Source organism: Herbaspirillum sp. RTI4 (assembly GCF_034313965.1).
Classification (GTDB): domain Bacteria; phylum Pseudomonadota; class Gammaproteobacteria; order Burkholderiales; family Burkholderiaceae_D; genus Herbaspirillum.
The window spans coordinates 1,933,257-1,947,637 of sequence record NZ_JAVIWQ010000002.1 but is presented as its reverse complement, the minus strand read 5'-3'; the positions used below and the strand labels follow the sequence as shown (position 1 = coordinate 1,947,637).

The following is a 14,381-nucleotide window of genomic DNA, read 5'->3' as shown; positions in this document are numbered from 1 at the left end:
CTGTAAATTCCCGTCATACATTCAGCCAGCAGCCTCAATAATCCATTCCGACAGGGGTCATTTTCTCCCTGCCGGAATGCGACTTGTCAAGTCTCCCGAAACACCACTCAACCGTGTCCCAGATACGCCTGACGCACCGCAGGATTGGCCATCAGCGCAGCGCCCGTATCCGACATCACCACCACCCCGTTTTCCAGCACATACCCGCGATCGGCCACACCCAATGCCTTGTTGGCATTTTGCTCGACCAGAAAGACCGTCACGCCTTGATCGCGAATCATGCGGATGATGTCGAAAATCTGCGCGATCACCAACGGTGCCAGTCCCAGCGTAGGTTCGTCCAGCAACAGCAGGCGCGGCTTGCTCATCAGCGCCCGGCCGATCGCCAGCATTTGCTGCTCGCCGCCGGACATGGTGCCGGCGCGCTGAGCAAGTCGTTCCCGCAGCCGTGGAAACAAGGTGAATACATGCTCGACACCTTCTTCTATCGCTTGCCGGTCGGCGAAAAACGCGCCCATTTGCAGATTTTCCAGCACGGTCAGACTGGGAAATACGCGCCGCCCCTCAGGAGAAATCGCCAGACCCCGGCGCATGATGTCGTGGGTCGCATCCTGCGTAATATCGCGTCCTTCAAAAACAATGCTGCCGCTGCTGGCTCGCGGTTTGCCGCACAAGGTCATCAGCAAGGTCGTCTTGCCCGCCCCGTTCGCTCCGATCAGGGTGACGATTTCGCCCTGATTGACGTGCAGCGAAATGCCATGCAAGGCTTCCACCGCCCCATAGCTGGTACTGACATTCTCAAACGACAGCATGGCCGCAGTATTAGTAGTAGTTGTCGTGGCCGTCATCATTCGTCCCCCAGATAGGCTTTGATCACCCGTTCATCATTGCGCACTACGTCAGGCGTACCGATCACGACAGGGAGTCCATGTTCCATTACCAGAATACGATCGGAAATCCCCATCACCAGACTCATGTCATGCTCGATCAGGAGGACGGCAATGCCGTGCTCACTGCGCAAACGATGGATCAATTGCTGGAGTTCCTGTTTTTCCTGCGGATTCAATCCGGCCGCCGGTTCGTCTAGCAGCAACAAACGCGGCTGAGTAATCATGCAACGGGCAATTTCCACCCGTCTTTGCATACCGTAAGACAAGGTTCCCGCATCGCGATTGGCCAGCGCCGTCAGGCCCAGAGAATCGAGCCAGTAGGCCGCCCGCTCCAGCGCCGCTTTTTCCGAACGACGATAGCGCGGCAGTTTCAACAAGCCCGACAAAATATTGTTATCCAATTGATTGTGCTGCGCGACCAGCAGGTTTTCGACCACGGTCAGCGTCTTGAACAAACGAATATTCTGAAACGTGCGCACCAGCCCATGTCTTGCCACCTGATGACTGGACTGTCCGGCAATCGATATGCCGTCGAGCTGTATCGTGCCGGCAACCGGCTGGTAAAACCCGCTAATGCAATTAAAAACCGTGGTCTTGCCGGCTCCGTTGGGGCCGATGATGGCGAAGACTTCCGACGGCAGCACATCGAACGAGACACCGTCCACCGCCAGCAGACCACCGAAACGCATGGCCAGATCGCGCACTTCCAGTAATGGCGCGGCGCTCATTGCGGCAACTCCACATGCGGCCGTACCGCTGGCAGCAAGCCCTGCGGCCGCCACATCATCATCAGCACCATCACCAGTCCGAAGATCAGCATCCGGTACTCAGCAAAACCGCGTGCCAGTTCCGGCAACACCGTCAGCAGTATGGCCGCGAGCACTACGCCGAGTTGCGATCCCATGCCGCCCAGTACCACCACGGCCAGTATCAGCGCCGATTCGATGAAGGTGAACGATTCGGGATTGACTAGACCCTGACGCGCCGCGAAAAAGGCCCCCGCCAGCCCGGCGAACGCTGCGCCCAGCGTAAATGCCGACAACTTCACCTTGGTCGGATTGATTCCCAACGAACGGCAGGCAATTTCATCATCGCGCATGGCTTCCCAGGCGCGGCCCATCGGCATACGAATCAGACGACCGGTGACGAAATAGCTAAACAGCACCAGCAACAAAGCAATCAGGTACAAGTAGATCACCATATCGCCGCCCTGATAAGGCAGCCCCAGCAAGTCATGGAAAGTGGTTGTACCTTCCACGCTCGGCATGCGCGCCATTTCAATACCGAACACGCTGGGTTTGGGGATGCTGGAAATACCATCGGGGCCGCCGGTCAGACTGGTCAGGTTATTGAGCAGCAAACGGATGATTTCACCAAATCCCAGCGTGACGATGGCGAGGTAATCGCCGCGCAGGCGCAAGACCGGAAACCCCAGCAAAAACCCAAACAGCGCCGACATGCCGGCGGCAATTGGCAGGCACTCCCAGAACGTCAGACCGAAATACTGGTTGAGCAAGGCATAGGTATAACCGCCCACGGCATAAAATCCGACATAGCCGAGATCGAGCAGACCGGCATAGCCCACCACGATATTGAGTCCCAGTCCCAGGATCACGTAGATCAGCGCCAGCGTGGCAATATCGACATAGCCGCGCGAACCGAAAAACGGCCAGACCAGTGCCACCACCAGCAGCAGCAAGGCCACATGGCGCTGATGCTGCGGCTGCAAGCGCGGCAGCGAGGGCAACCGTATCCCGGAGGTGGATTTCTTCAGCGCCGGCTTGATCAGTTGAAATAAAAATACGGCCAGAACGGCCAACAGTACCGGCGTCCAGTGCGCTTCCAGCACCACATGGTAACCGTCCAGTTGCAGGCGCAGGCCGAGCATGGGGATCGTCAGGATGGCGGTCAGAATCGCTGCCACCACAGCGTTTTTCAAATTAATAGGCATCAGGCTTCTTTCCTTCTTGGTTCAGACTTTTTCCACGTCGGGTTTGCCCAGCAAACCGGTCGGGCGAAACAGCAGGATGAGGATCAGCAAGGCGAATGAAACGACGTCCTTGTATTCGGAGGGGAGAAATCCGGCCGCAAAAGTTTCTGCCAGACCCAGCAGAACACCGCCCAGCATGGCCCCGGGAATGCTGCCAATACCGCCCAGCACCGCCGCAGTAAAGGCCTTGATCCCGGCGATAAAGCCGATGTAGGGATTGAGCTTGCCGATAGTCAGCGCGATCAGCACCCCGCCCACCGCCGCCAGCATCGCGCCGAGAACGAAGGTGAAGGAAATCACCTTGTTGGTATCAATACCCAGCAAATTGGCCATGCCCATGTCTTCGGCGCAGGCACGGCAGGCGCGCCCCATCCGGGAACGACCGATAAACAGGGTCAGCACGATCATCAGCATCAGGGTGACGCCGACGATGAGCAGACGTGAATAGGGGATCGTGACGGAAAAGCCGGAGGAGCCCATCTGAAATTCGATGGCACCGGAAATCAGCATCGGTACCGACATGTCGCGCGAACCTTGTCCGAGCTGAACGAAGTTTTGCAGGAAAATCGACATACCGATCGCGGAGATCAGCGGCACTAGCCGCGGTCCGCCGCGCAAGGGGCGGTAAGCCACGCGCTCCACGGTCCAGCCGTACAAACCGGTTACGATCACGGACATAATCAGCGCCGCCGCCAGCACCAGCGGCAAAGGATAGCCGGCCTGCACGCCGATCGCGGTCATGGTGACCAGTCCGACATAAGCGCCGATCATGTAAATTTCGCCGTGCGCGAAATTAATCATGCCGATGATGCCGTAGACCATCGTGTAACCGATCGCAATCAATGCGTAAATGGCGCCCAGACTCAGGCCATTCACCAATTGCTGCGTCAGTTGGGGAAGCAATTCATTCATATGAATAAGGGATAGGCAAATGCCCCACTCCTACCGCAATGGGGCATTCAGGTGAAAAGATCCGCGGCAGCGATCGGAGGTAGTTCGACGAAAAACTTATTTCGCTTCCGTCTTGCTGGCGTCCTTGTGCCAGGTGAACACCACGAACTTGAAGTTTTTCAGATCGCCTTTTTTGTCATAGTCAAGCAAACCGATCGGTGTCTTGAATTGATGCGAGTGGATATAGGCAGCCACCTTGGTGGTATCGGTCGACTTGGTGCCGGCGATAGCTTCAGCAATGATTTGCACACCGGCATACGCTGGCATCTGGAACGGGCCGACCGGATCGCGCTTCTGGGCAGCGAAGGCCTTGACGATGGCCGCATTGGCCGGGTCTGCCGAAAAATCGGCCGGCAAGGTCGTCAGCATGCCTTCGGACGCCGCACCGGCAATGGCGGTGATGTCCTTGTTGCCCACGCCTTCCGGCCCCATGAATACCGCCTTGACGCCCTGCTCGCGCGCCTGGCGCATGATCAGGCCCATTTCAGGGTGATAGCCGCCGAAATAAACCACATCCACGCCCTGCGATTTCAGCTTGGTCACAACCGCGGAATAATCGCTGTCGCCAGCATTGACGCCTTCAAACATGACCACCGGAATCTTGGCCGCATCGAGGGCTTTTTTCACGGAACTGGCAACGCCCTGCCCGTACGACTGCTTGTCGTGCAGAACGGCGACTTTCTTCGCCTTGAGCTTGTCGATGATGTACTGGGCGGCAACCGGGCCTTGCTGGTCGTCGCGGCCGATGGTGCGGAAAATGAAATGATGCGGCTTGGCTTCTGTCAGCTGCGGTGCAGTGGCAGACGGCGTGATCATCACCACGCCTTCGTTTTCATAAATATCGGAAGCCGGAATCGTCGAACCGGAGCAGACATGGCCGATGACGAATTTGATGCCCTGACTGACTATTTTGTTGGCGACGGCAACGGCCTGCTTCGGTTCGCAGGCGTCGTCCATGATGACCGCTTCCAGCTTGTTGCCGTTCGCGCCGCCGGCGGCGTTGATTTGTTCAATCGCGGTCAGCGCACCGGCTTTGACCATGTCGCCGTACTGGGCGACCGCACCCGTCATTGGCCCTGCAATCGCAATTTTCACTGTCTCAGCGTGGGCATTGCCCATCATTGCCGCCGCGATGCCGACGGCCAGTGCGATACGGTTCAGTTTGTTGACCTTGAGCTTATTGAATGAATTCATGGCGTTTCCTCCAGAGGGATTAAGTTATGTCGGCACGGGGCAACTCTGCAAAATAATTTGCCGCCTTATGCCACGGCCTGTAGTCGACCTTCAAATGGTGCGAAAGTGTAACACCCTTGCCAAATACGATGCATTTTTTACAAAAATGCTTATTTTTTGTTTTTTTAAAGCAGAAACAGGAATCGAATCGCGATAAAAAATCAGCCTGAAAAAATGTATTTCTGTCTGAATTCGGGGAAAAATACTAACTGCAAATCCACACTCGGATAAATACGACAAGTATTACTTTGCACAATTAAATTTATACTATGCCCGCGCGCTCTTTACACTAAAAAAAAGCGGAAAGTGGTGAACCTCGCCGCCCTTTAAGTGCATCGAACAAACGCCTTAACAGCGCTTCTTTTAACAGCGCCTCTTTTTTTAACGAAATCTCTTTTTTGTTATCTGACCGTATCTTCGCTACCCCGGGAAAGAAAAACCAATGAACAGGGTATTTTTCTTGATCTGCTCCTTGCTCTTAACGTCAGGAGCGCACGCTGCCATCACCTCACTGAATTCAACCGATATAGCCGCCATGCAAACAAACGGCGTGCTTGCCGCTGGCGCCCCATTGCCGCCGCATCGATTGCGCAAAGTCAGTTTTTCATACAAGGATTTTTACGGCCGCACACACGACGACGGCGTCCTGATCGTTCTCGACGTCGTCGCACCGGCGGTCGAAGCGATCGTCACCCAGCTCTATGCCCGCGGCCTGCCGCTGGAACAAGCGCACCCGATGGAATCATTTGATGGTGACGATACAATATCGATGGCAGCCAACAATAGCTCGGCCTTCAATGCGCGTCCGATCACGGGTGGCAGTAGCTGGTCGAAACATGCCTATGGCGTCGCCATTGACATCAACCCCCTGCAAAACCCCTATGTCACGACGGACAGCTCCGGCGCCGCGAAAGTGCTTCCGCCGGATGCGGTCGGATATCTGAAACGCACACCGGTCCGACCAGGAATGGCGGAATCCATAGTCGACATTTTTGCGGAACAGGGATTTTTAATCTGGGGTGGCGATTGGCGGCAACCGCGCGATTACCAGCATTTTGAAATTGGCAGCCGGGCCTGGATAGCCGAACTGATCGCCATGAAGCAAGACGCAGCCGCGCGCGCGTTCGCTGCATATGCCAGAAGTTATCGGGATTGCTGGCAGCAGAGCAAGCTGACCGCAGCAGAACAGCGGCGCACCGCTTGTGTGTCACGCATCAAACAATAGGCATCAGGAAATAGGCATTACCTGCCGCCGAGACATGGACCGATAAATTGGGGAGAGGGAAGATAAAACCCTCGCGACTCAGAATGAACTGGGTCGCGAGGCAATCCGGCTCCCGGGGATCGGGGGGGATTGGGAGAACCGGATGAGAACAACTACAACTGTGATGTGGATTGCCTGTCGTTGCTATGGGCCAATTTTATTACATATTGCCCAAAAATAACTAATTGTTAGTTGAATAACTACTGTTTATGCCCGCTGAGACCCTCTGCGGCAAAACGTTCTGCCAATTCATGGCGTAATTTTTTGCGCAAGATAGCCGCATCGAAACGCCGTTGATCTTCCGCTGTCACCGGCACTAATGGCGGTACAGGAACAGGGCGACGGCCATCATCGACTGCCACCATGGTGAAAAAGCAGCTATTGACGTGCCTCACGACCTGGGTGCGAATATGTTCAGCAACCACCTTGATGCCAATTTCCATCGACGATGTCCCGGTGTGATTGACGCTGGCCAGAAAACTGACCAGCTCACCCACATGGATAGGCTGACGGAAAGTCACCTGATCAACACTCAAGGTCACGACATACTGCGCGGCATAGCGACTGGCGCAGGCAAAGGCTACCTGATCGAGCAGCTTCAGGATCGTGCCGCCGTGGACATTACCGGCAAAATTTGCCATGTCGGGAGTCATCAGGACGGTCATCGTCAGCTGATGCGATGGCATATTGTTCATGGGAGGCAACCTTCGCTAAAAAATAAATGACGCGACATCATAAACTTTTTATCCACTAAGCAACACAGTCACGCACCAGCGCGACCTTTACAACCAGTATTTCGGATAACTCCGCTCTTGCGGCAGGTTATTGAAAATCACCGCCACCAGCACGATGACGACCGCACCAATCAAGGTCGGCATCAGCAAAAATCCCCAGGCTGGCGCGGCCAGCATCACGATCACAGGATTGGAGCCGGCAGGAGGATGCACTGTGCGCGTCAATTGCATCAAAGCAATGCTGGTGCCCACCGCCAGCGCCATGCTCCACCAATGCGCGCCGAAAAGCGTCAAAAATAGCAGCCCCACCAGCGAAGCGAGAAAATGTCCGCCGATCACATTGCGTGGCTGCGAAAACGGACTCTCGGGAAAGCCAAATACCAGCACGCAAGTCGCGCCGAAAGAACCCAGTACCAGCGGTAGATGAGCGATATCGGTCAGTCCCGCTACGGCGGTAATGGCCAGAAATCCGCCCAGCCAGGACAGCGCCACATGCCTCAATGCAGGCCGGGCAGGAAGCGCACTACCGCCACGCATTTTCTTAAAATAGTTTTGCATTGGTACGGCCTTTCTTTTTTTATGGGGAAGTCAGGAATGAGCGTGGTGCCGGGAAAACCGGTCGAGCTATCGCGTGCGATTAAGAATTAAATTAAGTGCCGCGATACCGGCCCCCTTGCGCAATTTTGAGCGAGTGTACAGTGGATGCCTACGGTGCGCTCAGGCCAAATCATGGGTGATCAACGCCCCATCAGCGGCAACGCCAGCGTTTCCTTGATTTCCTCCATCACGACGTAACTCTTGGACTGCGCCGCACCGGGCAAGGCCAGCAGCATGTCTCCCAAAAGCTGACGATATTCCGCCATTTCGCGAATGCGAGCCTTGATCAGATAATCAAAATCACCCGATACTAAATGGCACTCCAGCACCTCGGGAATGCGCAGCACCTCGCGCCGGAACTGATCGAACATACCGGCCGATTTCTGTTGCAAAGTAATTTCCACAAACACCAACAGATGGGCATTGATCGCCGCCGGATTGATGCGTGCGTGATAGCCCTCGATCATGCCGTCGCGCTCCATGCGCTTGATGCGTTCTATGCAGGGCGTAATCGAGAGACCGACCGCCTCGCCGATTTCTTTCATCGGGATACGGGCGTTTTCTTGCAACAAGTGGAGGATATGCAGATCCAGCTTATCCAGAATCCGCGTCGTGTCTTTACGTATGCGCATGTAACCTCAAGCTTCCATTTCCAACATTTTTCACTAAAAATTTGAATATATACAAAAACAAAAACTAGCTATTTAGAAATAACATAGCAAATATTACTATTTAATGATTGATTTTAAGAAAATACTTAATAAGCCTCTGATTCCATGCCGCCAGCGATGCCAGTCCCAGGTCAAATAAGGCCGCCGCGCCTGCCTGTGATAAGGACCATCGCCGCACAGTCATCAGAGCCTTCTTAGGCCACCCTTAAAGTCCTTCATCTCCTGAATCTCCTTCAAGCAATGCACTCCACCAGCAAACCTGAGGCAAACAGCATGCGTATCCTTATTCTCGGCAGCGGCGTCATCGGCGTCACCAGTGCCTATTTTCTGGCGCTCGCCGGTCACGAAGTGGAGGTCATCGACCGCCTGCCCGGCCCTGCGCAGGAAGCCAGCTTCGCCAACGCCGGACAAATCTCTCCCGGCTATGCAGCGCCCTGGGCCGCCCCGGGCATTCCACTCAAGGCACTGAAGTGGATGATGCAGGAGCACGCCCCCTTATCGATCGTCCCCGACGGCACATGGTTCCAGTTGCACTGGATGTGGCAGATGCTGCGCAACTGCACCGGCGCGCGCTATGCCGTCAACAAGGAAAGAATGGTCAGGCTGGCCGAATACAGCCGCGACTGCTTCAAGGCATTGCGCGCGGAAACCGGCATTGCCTACGAAAGCCGGCAGCAAGGCACGATGCAGCTATTCCGCACCGAACAACAATTCGCCGATGCCGAAAAAGACATCCGGGTGCTGTCCCGCTTCGGCGTGCCTTACGAATTACTGAGCGCCGATCAATTGACGGCGGCGGAACCAGCGCTGGCCGCAGTCAAACACAAACTGACCGGCGGCCTGCGTTTGCCCAACGATGAAACCGGCGATTGCCAGCTATTCACCACCCGGCTGGAACAGATGGCGAAAGAACTCGGCGTGCGTTTCAGCTATGACACCCCGATCACCCGGCTGCTGAGCGACGGCACCAAGATCACCGGCGTGCAATGCGGAAACGACGACGAAGGCAAAGGCAAAAGCGAAGTCCGCCGCGCCGATGCTTACGTCGTCGCGCTGGGAGCCTTCTCGACCGCGCTGCTCAAATCGATTGTCTCCATCCCGGTCTATCCGCTCAAGGGCTACTCCATCACCGTCCCCATCCTCAACGATGCGATGGCGCCGACATCGACCATCCTCGACGAAACCTACAAAATCGCCATTACCCGCTTCGATCAGCGCATCCGGGTGGGCGGCATGGCGGAAATCGCCGGCTTCAGCAAAACACTCAAGCCGGGCAAACGGGCCACGCTGGAAATGGTGGTCAACGACTTATTCCCCGACGCGGGAGACACCGCGCAAGCCAGTTTCTGGACCGGGCTGCGCCCTATGACGCCTGACGGCACGCCCATCGTCGGGCCGACCACCCTCCCCAACCTCTATCTCAACACCGGACACGGCACGCTGGGCTGGACCATGTCGTGCGGCTCCGCGCAATTGCTGGCCGACCAGATATCCGGCCGGCCAAGCGCCATCGCGGCAGACGATCTTTCCGTACTGCGCTATCTCTGACCACCGGCGCGACGTGCGCAGTAAGGTGCGCAGTAAGGTCACTCAGCACGTCGCTACCTCCGTCCTACGCAAGCGCCCCCCGTCGGCAAGCTCTCTGCCAGCTACGCAAGAGCGCCCCGTCAGCGCCTAATGTCTTTACAATGCGTTATCGCAAACGAGGCCACTCCCTCTGCGGACATTTCGCCCGGGCAGTGGCGACGCTCAGGCACGCATGCCTATCTGACAACTTCGCGACAACTTTGCAGGAGACCACATTGAGCATCTACAGCATGACGGGGTATGCAGTCACCGCCCGGGACACCGCCGCCGGCGCCATCACAGTGGAACTGAAAAGCGTCAATTCACGTTTTCTGGATCTGCAATTCAGAATCAATGACGACTTGCGTTCCATCGAACCCGCCTTCCGCGACGCCATTACCGCACGCGTGGTCAGAGGCAAGGTCGAGTGTCGGCTGAGTTTTGGCCGCAAATCCAGCGGCAACGGTCAGGCGATCAACGCCGCCCTGCTCGACTCCCTTTCCGACCTGCAACAGCAAGTCCTCGCCAAATTCAGCGAGGCAATGCCGCTTTCGGTCAATGAACTGCTGCGCTGGCCAGGCCTGATTGAAGAAGCGCACATCAGCCAGGACAGTTTGCAAGCCGACTTGCTCAGCACGCTGCAGGCCTCGCTCGACGCCTTCATCGATAGTCGCGCGCGCGAAGGTGCTGCCTTGAAAGCGGTACTGCTGAGCCGGGTCGACGCCATGGAAGCCATCGTGCTGCGCATCAACCCGCTCGTGCCGCAACTGGTGGCGCAATTCCAGCACAAGGCTACTGAACGCTTGCAGGAAGCGCTCGGTCTGGCACTGCACGGAAAATCGGCAGGCAATCCCACTCTTTCGCGCGAAGAAACGCTGGAACGGATACGCCAGGAAGTCACGCTGTACGGCATCCGTATTGATATTGCCGAAGAACTGGCGCGGCTGTCCGCCCACCTCAGCGAAACCCGCCATATCCTCAACAAGGGCGGTCAGGTCGGCAAACGACTGGATTTCATGATGCAGGAACTCAACCGCGAAGCCAACACCGTCGGCTCCAAAGCCGCCATGAAAGAACTGGCCGACGCGTCGATGGAACTCAAACTGCTGATCGACCAGATGCGCGAGCAGGTCCAAAATCTGGAATAGGTCTGACCGGGGCGATAAACCATCCCAATGAAGCTCAAGCGCGGGACAAAATAATCGCCACACAACAAAGAAAAAGGCACCCGTTTGCTATGAACGGGTGCCTTTTCTTTTACTACTCTCATACATTCATTACACCGGACGATCCTGCCAACCCGGTCGATTCAAACGGAGCAATCAAGCGCCCTGATAGATACTGTCAGCATAGCCATTGTTAGCGCTGTGTTGCTGTGACTCTTTCAGCTCAGCCTTGACTTCAGCGCGTGTCAGCGGCGCGACGGCTTGAGTTTGAATCGGATAGCTTGCATTGGTGTAAGCCAATTCGCCATCAGCACGGGCAGTCGACAGCTCTGCCTGGACTTGTTCGCGGGTCAACGGTGTGGCTGTCTGTGCGATCACAGGATAAGTAGCATCATTGAAGCCAACCTCGCCCTGAGTAACAGCAGTGCCAGCAAAAGCGGAACCGGCAGCAATAGCAATAGTAGTAGCAACGATTAAATTTTTGACGTTCATTTTTAATTCTCCTTGATGATGAATAAGCAGCGAGTCTGGCAAATCCGGCGATACGCCTTCCTTCCAACCCTACTTCGATGATTCCGCTACCTCAGTAACTGTGTAGCGCCCATCGATGAAGCAAAGTATATTATGGTCGGCATACGAAATAAATAGCATTTGTGCTAATACACTATTTCAATAATTGAAATAATAAAGGACTTGAAATAATAAAGGACTTGAAATAATAAAGGACTTGAAATAAAACAGGCTGCAATCGACACGGGTATCGACAAGGTCGTGGGGCAAGCAGGCTTGACCCGGGCGGCGCAACTGCGGGACTTGTCGGGCGCGGCGGTCAACCGTCATGGGGCGGAACCGAAGAATCATCCCGGCACCCGTTTGCGCAGCATCAGCGCCCGTAAATGGATGTCACTCCGTCGGATCACACTGTCGATAGGATGGAAGAAGGTTTCAATCACTGGGCTTGCTTGGATCCAAGCATCCGCGACCTGAAAATGAAAAATGCCCGCTCTATGTGAACGGGCATTTCTTTTTTACTCTTTTTCTTACTTTTCTATATTGCATTCCTTACACCGGATGATCCTGCCAACCCGGTTGATTCACATTGAGCAATTACGCACCCAGATAACCGCCGGCGCCATAAACGTTGTTAGCGCTATGTTGTTGTGACTCTTTCAGCTCGGCCTTGACTTCAGCGCGTGTCAGTGGCGCGGTGGCTTGTGCCTGAAGCGGGTAGGTTGCATTGGTGTAGCTCAACTCGCCATCAGCGCGGGCAGTCAACAGCTCTGCCTGGACTTGTTCGCGGGTCAACGGTGTGGCTGTCTGTGCGATCACAGGATAAGTGGCATTATTGAAGCCGACCTCGCCCTGAGTAACAGCAGTGCCAGCAAAAGCAGAACCGGCAGCGATAGCAATAGTAGTGGCAACGATTAATTTTTTGACGTTCATTTTTAATTCTCCTTGATGATGAATGAGCAGCGAGTCTGGCAAATCCGGCGATACGCCTTCCTTCCAACCCCGCTTCGATGATTCGTCTACCTCAGTAACTGTGTAGCGCCCATCGATGAAGCAAAGTATATTGCCTTCATTGAATGTAATAAATAGCATTAGTGGTAATACACTATTCCAATTTTAGGAATAATAAAGGACTTGAAATATGGATAGGCTGCAATCGATGCGAGTGTTTGACAAGGTCGTGGAGCAAGGAAGCTTTACCCGCGCAGCGCAATTGCTGGACTTGTCGAGCGCGGCGGTCACCCGTCATGTGGCGGAACTGGAGAATCATCTCGGCACCCGTTTGCTCAACCGCAGCACCCGAAAACTGTCGCTGACCGAAACCGGCCAGGCGTATCTGGAGCGCGTGCGTCAGATCCTGCCGGAAATCGACGAGGCGGAAGCCATCGCCTCTTCTCAGTCAAAACGACCGAACGGCACGCTCAAACTGTATTCGCAGCAGGGTTTCGGACAATACGAGTTGTCGCGGCTATTACCGCTGTATGCGCAGGAATTCCCGGACGTCACACTCGATGCGACTCTATCGGACCGCACGGTAGATATGGTGGAGGAAGGCTTCGATATCGGCATCTTCACCGGCTTGCAAAAATTCGACGCCAGCATGATTGTGCGTCAGCTAGGCATCACGGAAGTCTCCTTGTGGGCCTCGCCGGACTACATCACCCGCCACGGCGCACCAGAAACGCCGCAAGACTTGTCGAACCACGTCTGCCTCAGTTTCGCGCTGGCGCATTTGCGCCATCACTGGTCAATCAAAGGGCCGGAAGGCGAAACCGAGGTCGAGATCACGAACAAGGTCACCGCCAATAACGGCGACCTGCTCAATAACTGCGCGGCGGCCGGCATGGGAATTGTCCTGCGCCCCTCGTACACCATGAGCAATGCAATGGAAAGCGGGAGGCTGACACGTTTACTGCCGGATCACCACATCAGCAAGATAGCGGTGATGATGGTCTACCCCAGCCGTCGCTTATTGTCAGCGACCGTGCGCAGTTTTGTGGATTTCATGACGCGCCAGTTTCCGCAGCCGGAAAGCGATCCCTGGCGCGGCCAGTGAGGTCTGCCACCCCTCACCCCCTTCATTCACGCCATTCACGCCATTCACGTCAGCAGAAAGGCCCCGTCAGCCGGGCTCTTCGCCGATCTTAAACATGCTGGTCGCTTCCAGATCCAGCACCTGCGTGCCCTTCTGGTTGTGCATCTGCCATTGCCAGCGCACGATGCCCAGCCAGGGGCGCGATGCCGAGATACGCGATTCCAGCACCTGAATTTCCAAAGTCAGCAGGTCTCCCGGGCGCACCGGATTGGGCCAGCGCAGATAGCTGAGTCCGGGCGAAGCATACGATTCCGAACCGGCCAGAATGTCCCGCGACACCAGTTGCATCGCCAGCGCGCAGGTATGCCAGCCGCTCGCAATGAGGCCCTGAAACGGCCCTGCCTGCGCCCGCACCGGATCGGTATGAAACCATTGGTCGTCGTAATTGCGGGCGAACGCCAGCGCATCGGGCTCTTCTACACGCACCGGCCCAAGGCTAAAACGGCGGTTCTCAGTGATCTCGGCAAATTTCATCGCGTATCGCGCCGAATAGCGGCGCGCGTTTCTACTTGATCTCGCCGAATACCGGCGCGCGTTTTTACTTGATCGCAACAACGCCTTCGCGGGCATAGGCATAGGCATAGGCATAGCCCCGGGAGTCCGTGACCGGCACCCCGCTGGCAGCCTGAAACACCAGATGGGCACTGCCCAGCGCATCGATATCGACCCGAAAACTCGCCGTATCCACTGAGAACGTCGTCGCCATTACCGTCA

16 protein-coding genes are annotated in these 14,381 nt (G+C 55.7%); 4 read left to right on the top strand and 12 right to left on the bottom strand.

The window, feature by feature from the left end; all coding sequences use genetic code 11:
• Positions 1-107: 107 nt before the first annotated feature.
• From RGU70_RS08870 to RGU70_RS08850, 5 genes are all read right to left on the bottom strand, one after another.
• Positions 108-812 (bottom strand): ABC transporter ATP-binding protein, encoded by a 705-nt coding sequence (locus tag RGU70_RS08870; protein WP_322210743.1) that lies wholly within the window; start codon positions 810-812, stop codon positions 108-110.
• Positions 813-847: 35 nt separating this feature from the next.
• On the bottom strand, positions 848-1,618 hold the full coding sequence (gene livG / locus RGU70_RS08865) for a high-affinity branched-chain amino acid ABC transporter ATP-binding protein LivG (RefSeq protein WP_322209038.1): 771 nt from the start codon (positions 1,616-1,618) through the stop codon (positions 848-850).
• Entirely contained in the window at positions 1,615-2,841 is a 1,227-nt protein-coding gene (locus RGU70_RS08860) for a high-affinity branched-chain amino acid ABC transporter permease LivM (protein ID WP_322209037.1), read from the bottom strand. The genes livG and RGU70_RS08860 overlap by 4 nt, the downstream gene beginning before the upstream one ends.
• 21 nt (positions 2,842-2,862) lie before the next feature.
• Positions 2,863-3,792, bottom strand: coding sequence for a high-affinity branched-chain amino acid ABC transporter permease LivH (gene livH, locus RGU70_RS08855; RefSeq protein ID WP_322209036.1), 930 nt, complete (start codon positions 3,790-3,792; stop codon positions 2,863-2,865).
• A gap of 96 nt (positions 3,793-3,888) precedes the next feature.
• The gene (locus tag RGU70_RS08850) at positions 3,889-5,025 is read right to left on the bottom strand and encodes a branched-chain amino acid ABC transporter substrate-binding protein (protein ID WP_322209035.1); all 1,137 of its coding nucleotides are present in this window, start codon (positions 5,023-5,025) and stop codon (positions 3,889-3,891) included.
• 574 nt (positions 5,026-5,599) lie between these two features.
• Here RGU70_RS08850 and RGU70_RS08845 point away from each other — a divergent pair.
• A complete protein-coding gene (locus RGU70_RS08845; protein WP_322209034.1) occupies positions 5,600-6,289 on the top strand; it encodes a M15 family metallopeptidase in 690 nt (229 codons plus the stop codon).
• 239 nt (positions 6,290-6,528) lie between these two features.
• Here the strand turns inward: RGU70_RS08845 and RGU70_RS08840 are convergent, their stop codons facing one another.
• From RGU70_RS08840 to RGU70_RS08830, 3 genes are all read right to left on the bottom strand, one after another.
• Positions 6,529-7,023, bottom strand: a complete 495-nt coding sequence (locus tag RGU70_RS08840) for an acyl-CoA thioesterase (protein ID WP_322209033.1) — start codon at positions 7,021-7,023, stop codon at positions 6,529-6,531.
• Between the two features lie 87 nt (positions 7,024-7,110).
• Positions 7,111-7,620 (bottom strand): HPP family protein, encoded by a 510-nt coding sequence (locus RGU70_RS08835; RefSeq protein WP_322209032.1) that lies wholly within the window; start codon positions 7,618-7,620, stop codon positions 7,111-7,113.
• Between the two features lie 179 nt (positions 7,621-7,799).
• Positions 7,800-8,291, bottom strand: a complete 492-nt coding sequence (locus RGU70_RS08830; protein ID WP_322209031.1) for an Lrp/AsnC ligand binding domain-containing protein — start codon at positions 8,289-8,291, stop codon at positions 7,800-7,802.
• Positions 8,292-8,603: 312 nt separating this feature from the next.
• On the opposite strand from RGU70_RS08830, the gene RGU70_RS08825 reads away from it, so the two are divergent.
• Together RGU70_RS08825 and RGU70_RS08820 are read left to right on the top strand one after the other, a co-directional pair.
• A complete protein-coding gene (locus RGU70_RS08825; protein WP_322209030.1) occupies positions 8,604-9,878 on the top strand; it encodes a D-amino acid dehydrogenase in 1,275 nt (424 codons plus the stop codon).
• A gap of 269 nt (positions 9,879-10,147) precedes the next feature.
• Positions 10,148-11,044: a YicC/YloC family endoribonuclease gene (locus RGU70_RS08820; protein ID WP_322210742.1), complete on the top strand. Its 897-nt coding sequence runs from the start codon at positions 10,148-10,150 to the stop codon at positions 11,042-11,044.
• A 174-nt stretch (positions 11,045-11,218) separates the two neighbouring features.
• Here RGU70_RS08820 and RGU70_RS08815 read toward each other — a convergent pair whose 3' ends face one another.
• Both RGU70_RS08815 and RGU70_RS08810 read right to left on the bottom strand, forming a co-directional pair.
• Positions 11,219-11,554: a DUF4148 domain-containing protein gene (locus RGU70_RS08815; RefSeq protein WP_322209029.1), complete on the bottom strand. Its 336-nt coding sequence runs from the start codon at positions 11,552-11,554 to the stop codon at positions 11,219-11,221.
• A 615-nt stretch (positions 11,555-12,169) separates the two neighbouring features.
• On the bottom strand, positions 12,170-12,505 hold the full coding sequence (locus tag RGU70_RS08810; RefSeq protein ID WP_322209028.1) for a DUF4148 domain-containing protein: 336 nt from the start codon (positions 12,503-12,505) through the stop codon (positions 12,170-12,172).
• Positions 12,506-12,713: 208 nt separating this feature from the next.
• On the opposite strand from RGU70_RS08810, the gene RGU70_RS08805 reads away from it, so the two are divergent.
• Positions 12,714-13,628 carry a LysR family transcriptional regulator gene (locus tag RGU70_RS08805; RefSeq protein ID WP_322209027.1) on the top strand — a complete coding sequence of 305 codons (915 nt, stop codon included), beginning with the start codon at positions 12,714-12,716 and terminating at the stop codon, positions 13,626-13,628.
• 66 nt (positions 13,629-13,694) lie between these two features.
• On the opposite strand, the gene RGU70_RS08800 is transcribed toward RGU70_RS08805, so the two are convergent.
• Together RGU70_RS08800 and RGU70_RS08795 are read right to left on the bottom strand one after the other, a co-directional pair.
• Positions 13,695-14,141 carry a MaoC family dehydratase gene (locus tag RGU70_RS08800; protein ID WP_322209026.1) on the bottom strand — a complete coding sequence of 149 codons (447 nt, stop codon included), beginning with the start codon at positions 14,139-14,141 and terminating at the stop codon, positions 13,695-13,697.
• A 64-nt stretch (positions 14,142-14,205) separates the two neighbouring features.
• On the bottom strand, positions 14,206-14,373 hold the full coding sequence (locus RGU70_RS08795; protein ID WP_322209025.1) for a hypothetical protein: 168 nt from the start codon (positions 14,371-14,373) through the stop codon (positions 14,206-14,208).
• Positions 14,374-14,381: the final 8 nt, after the last annotated feature.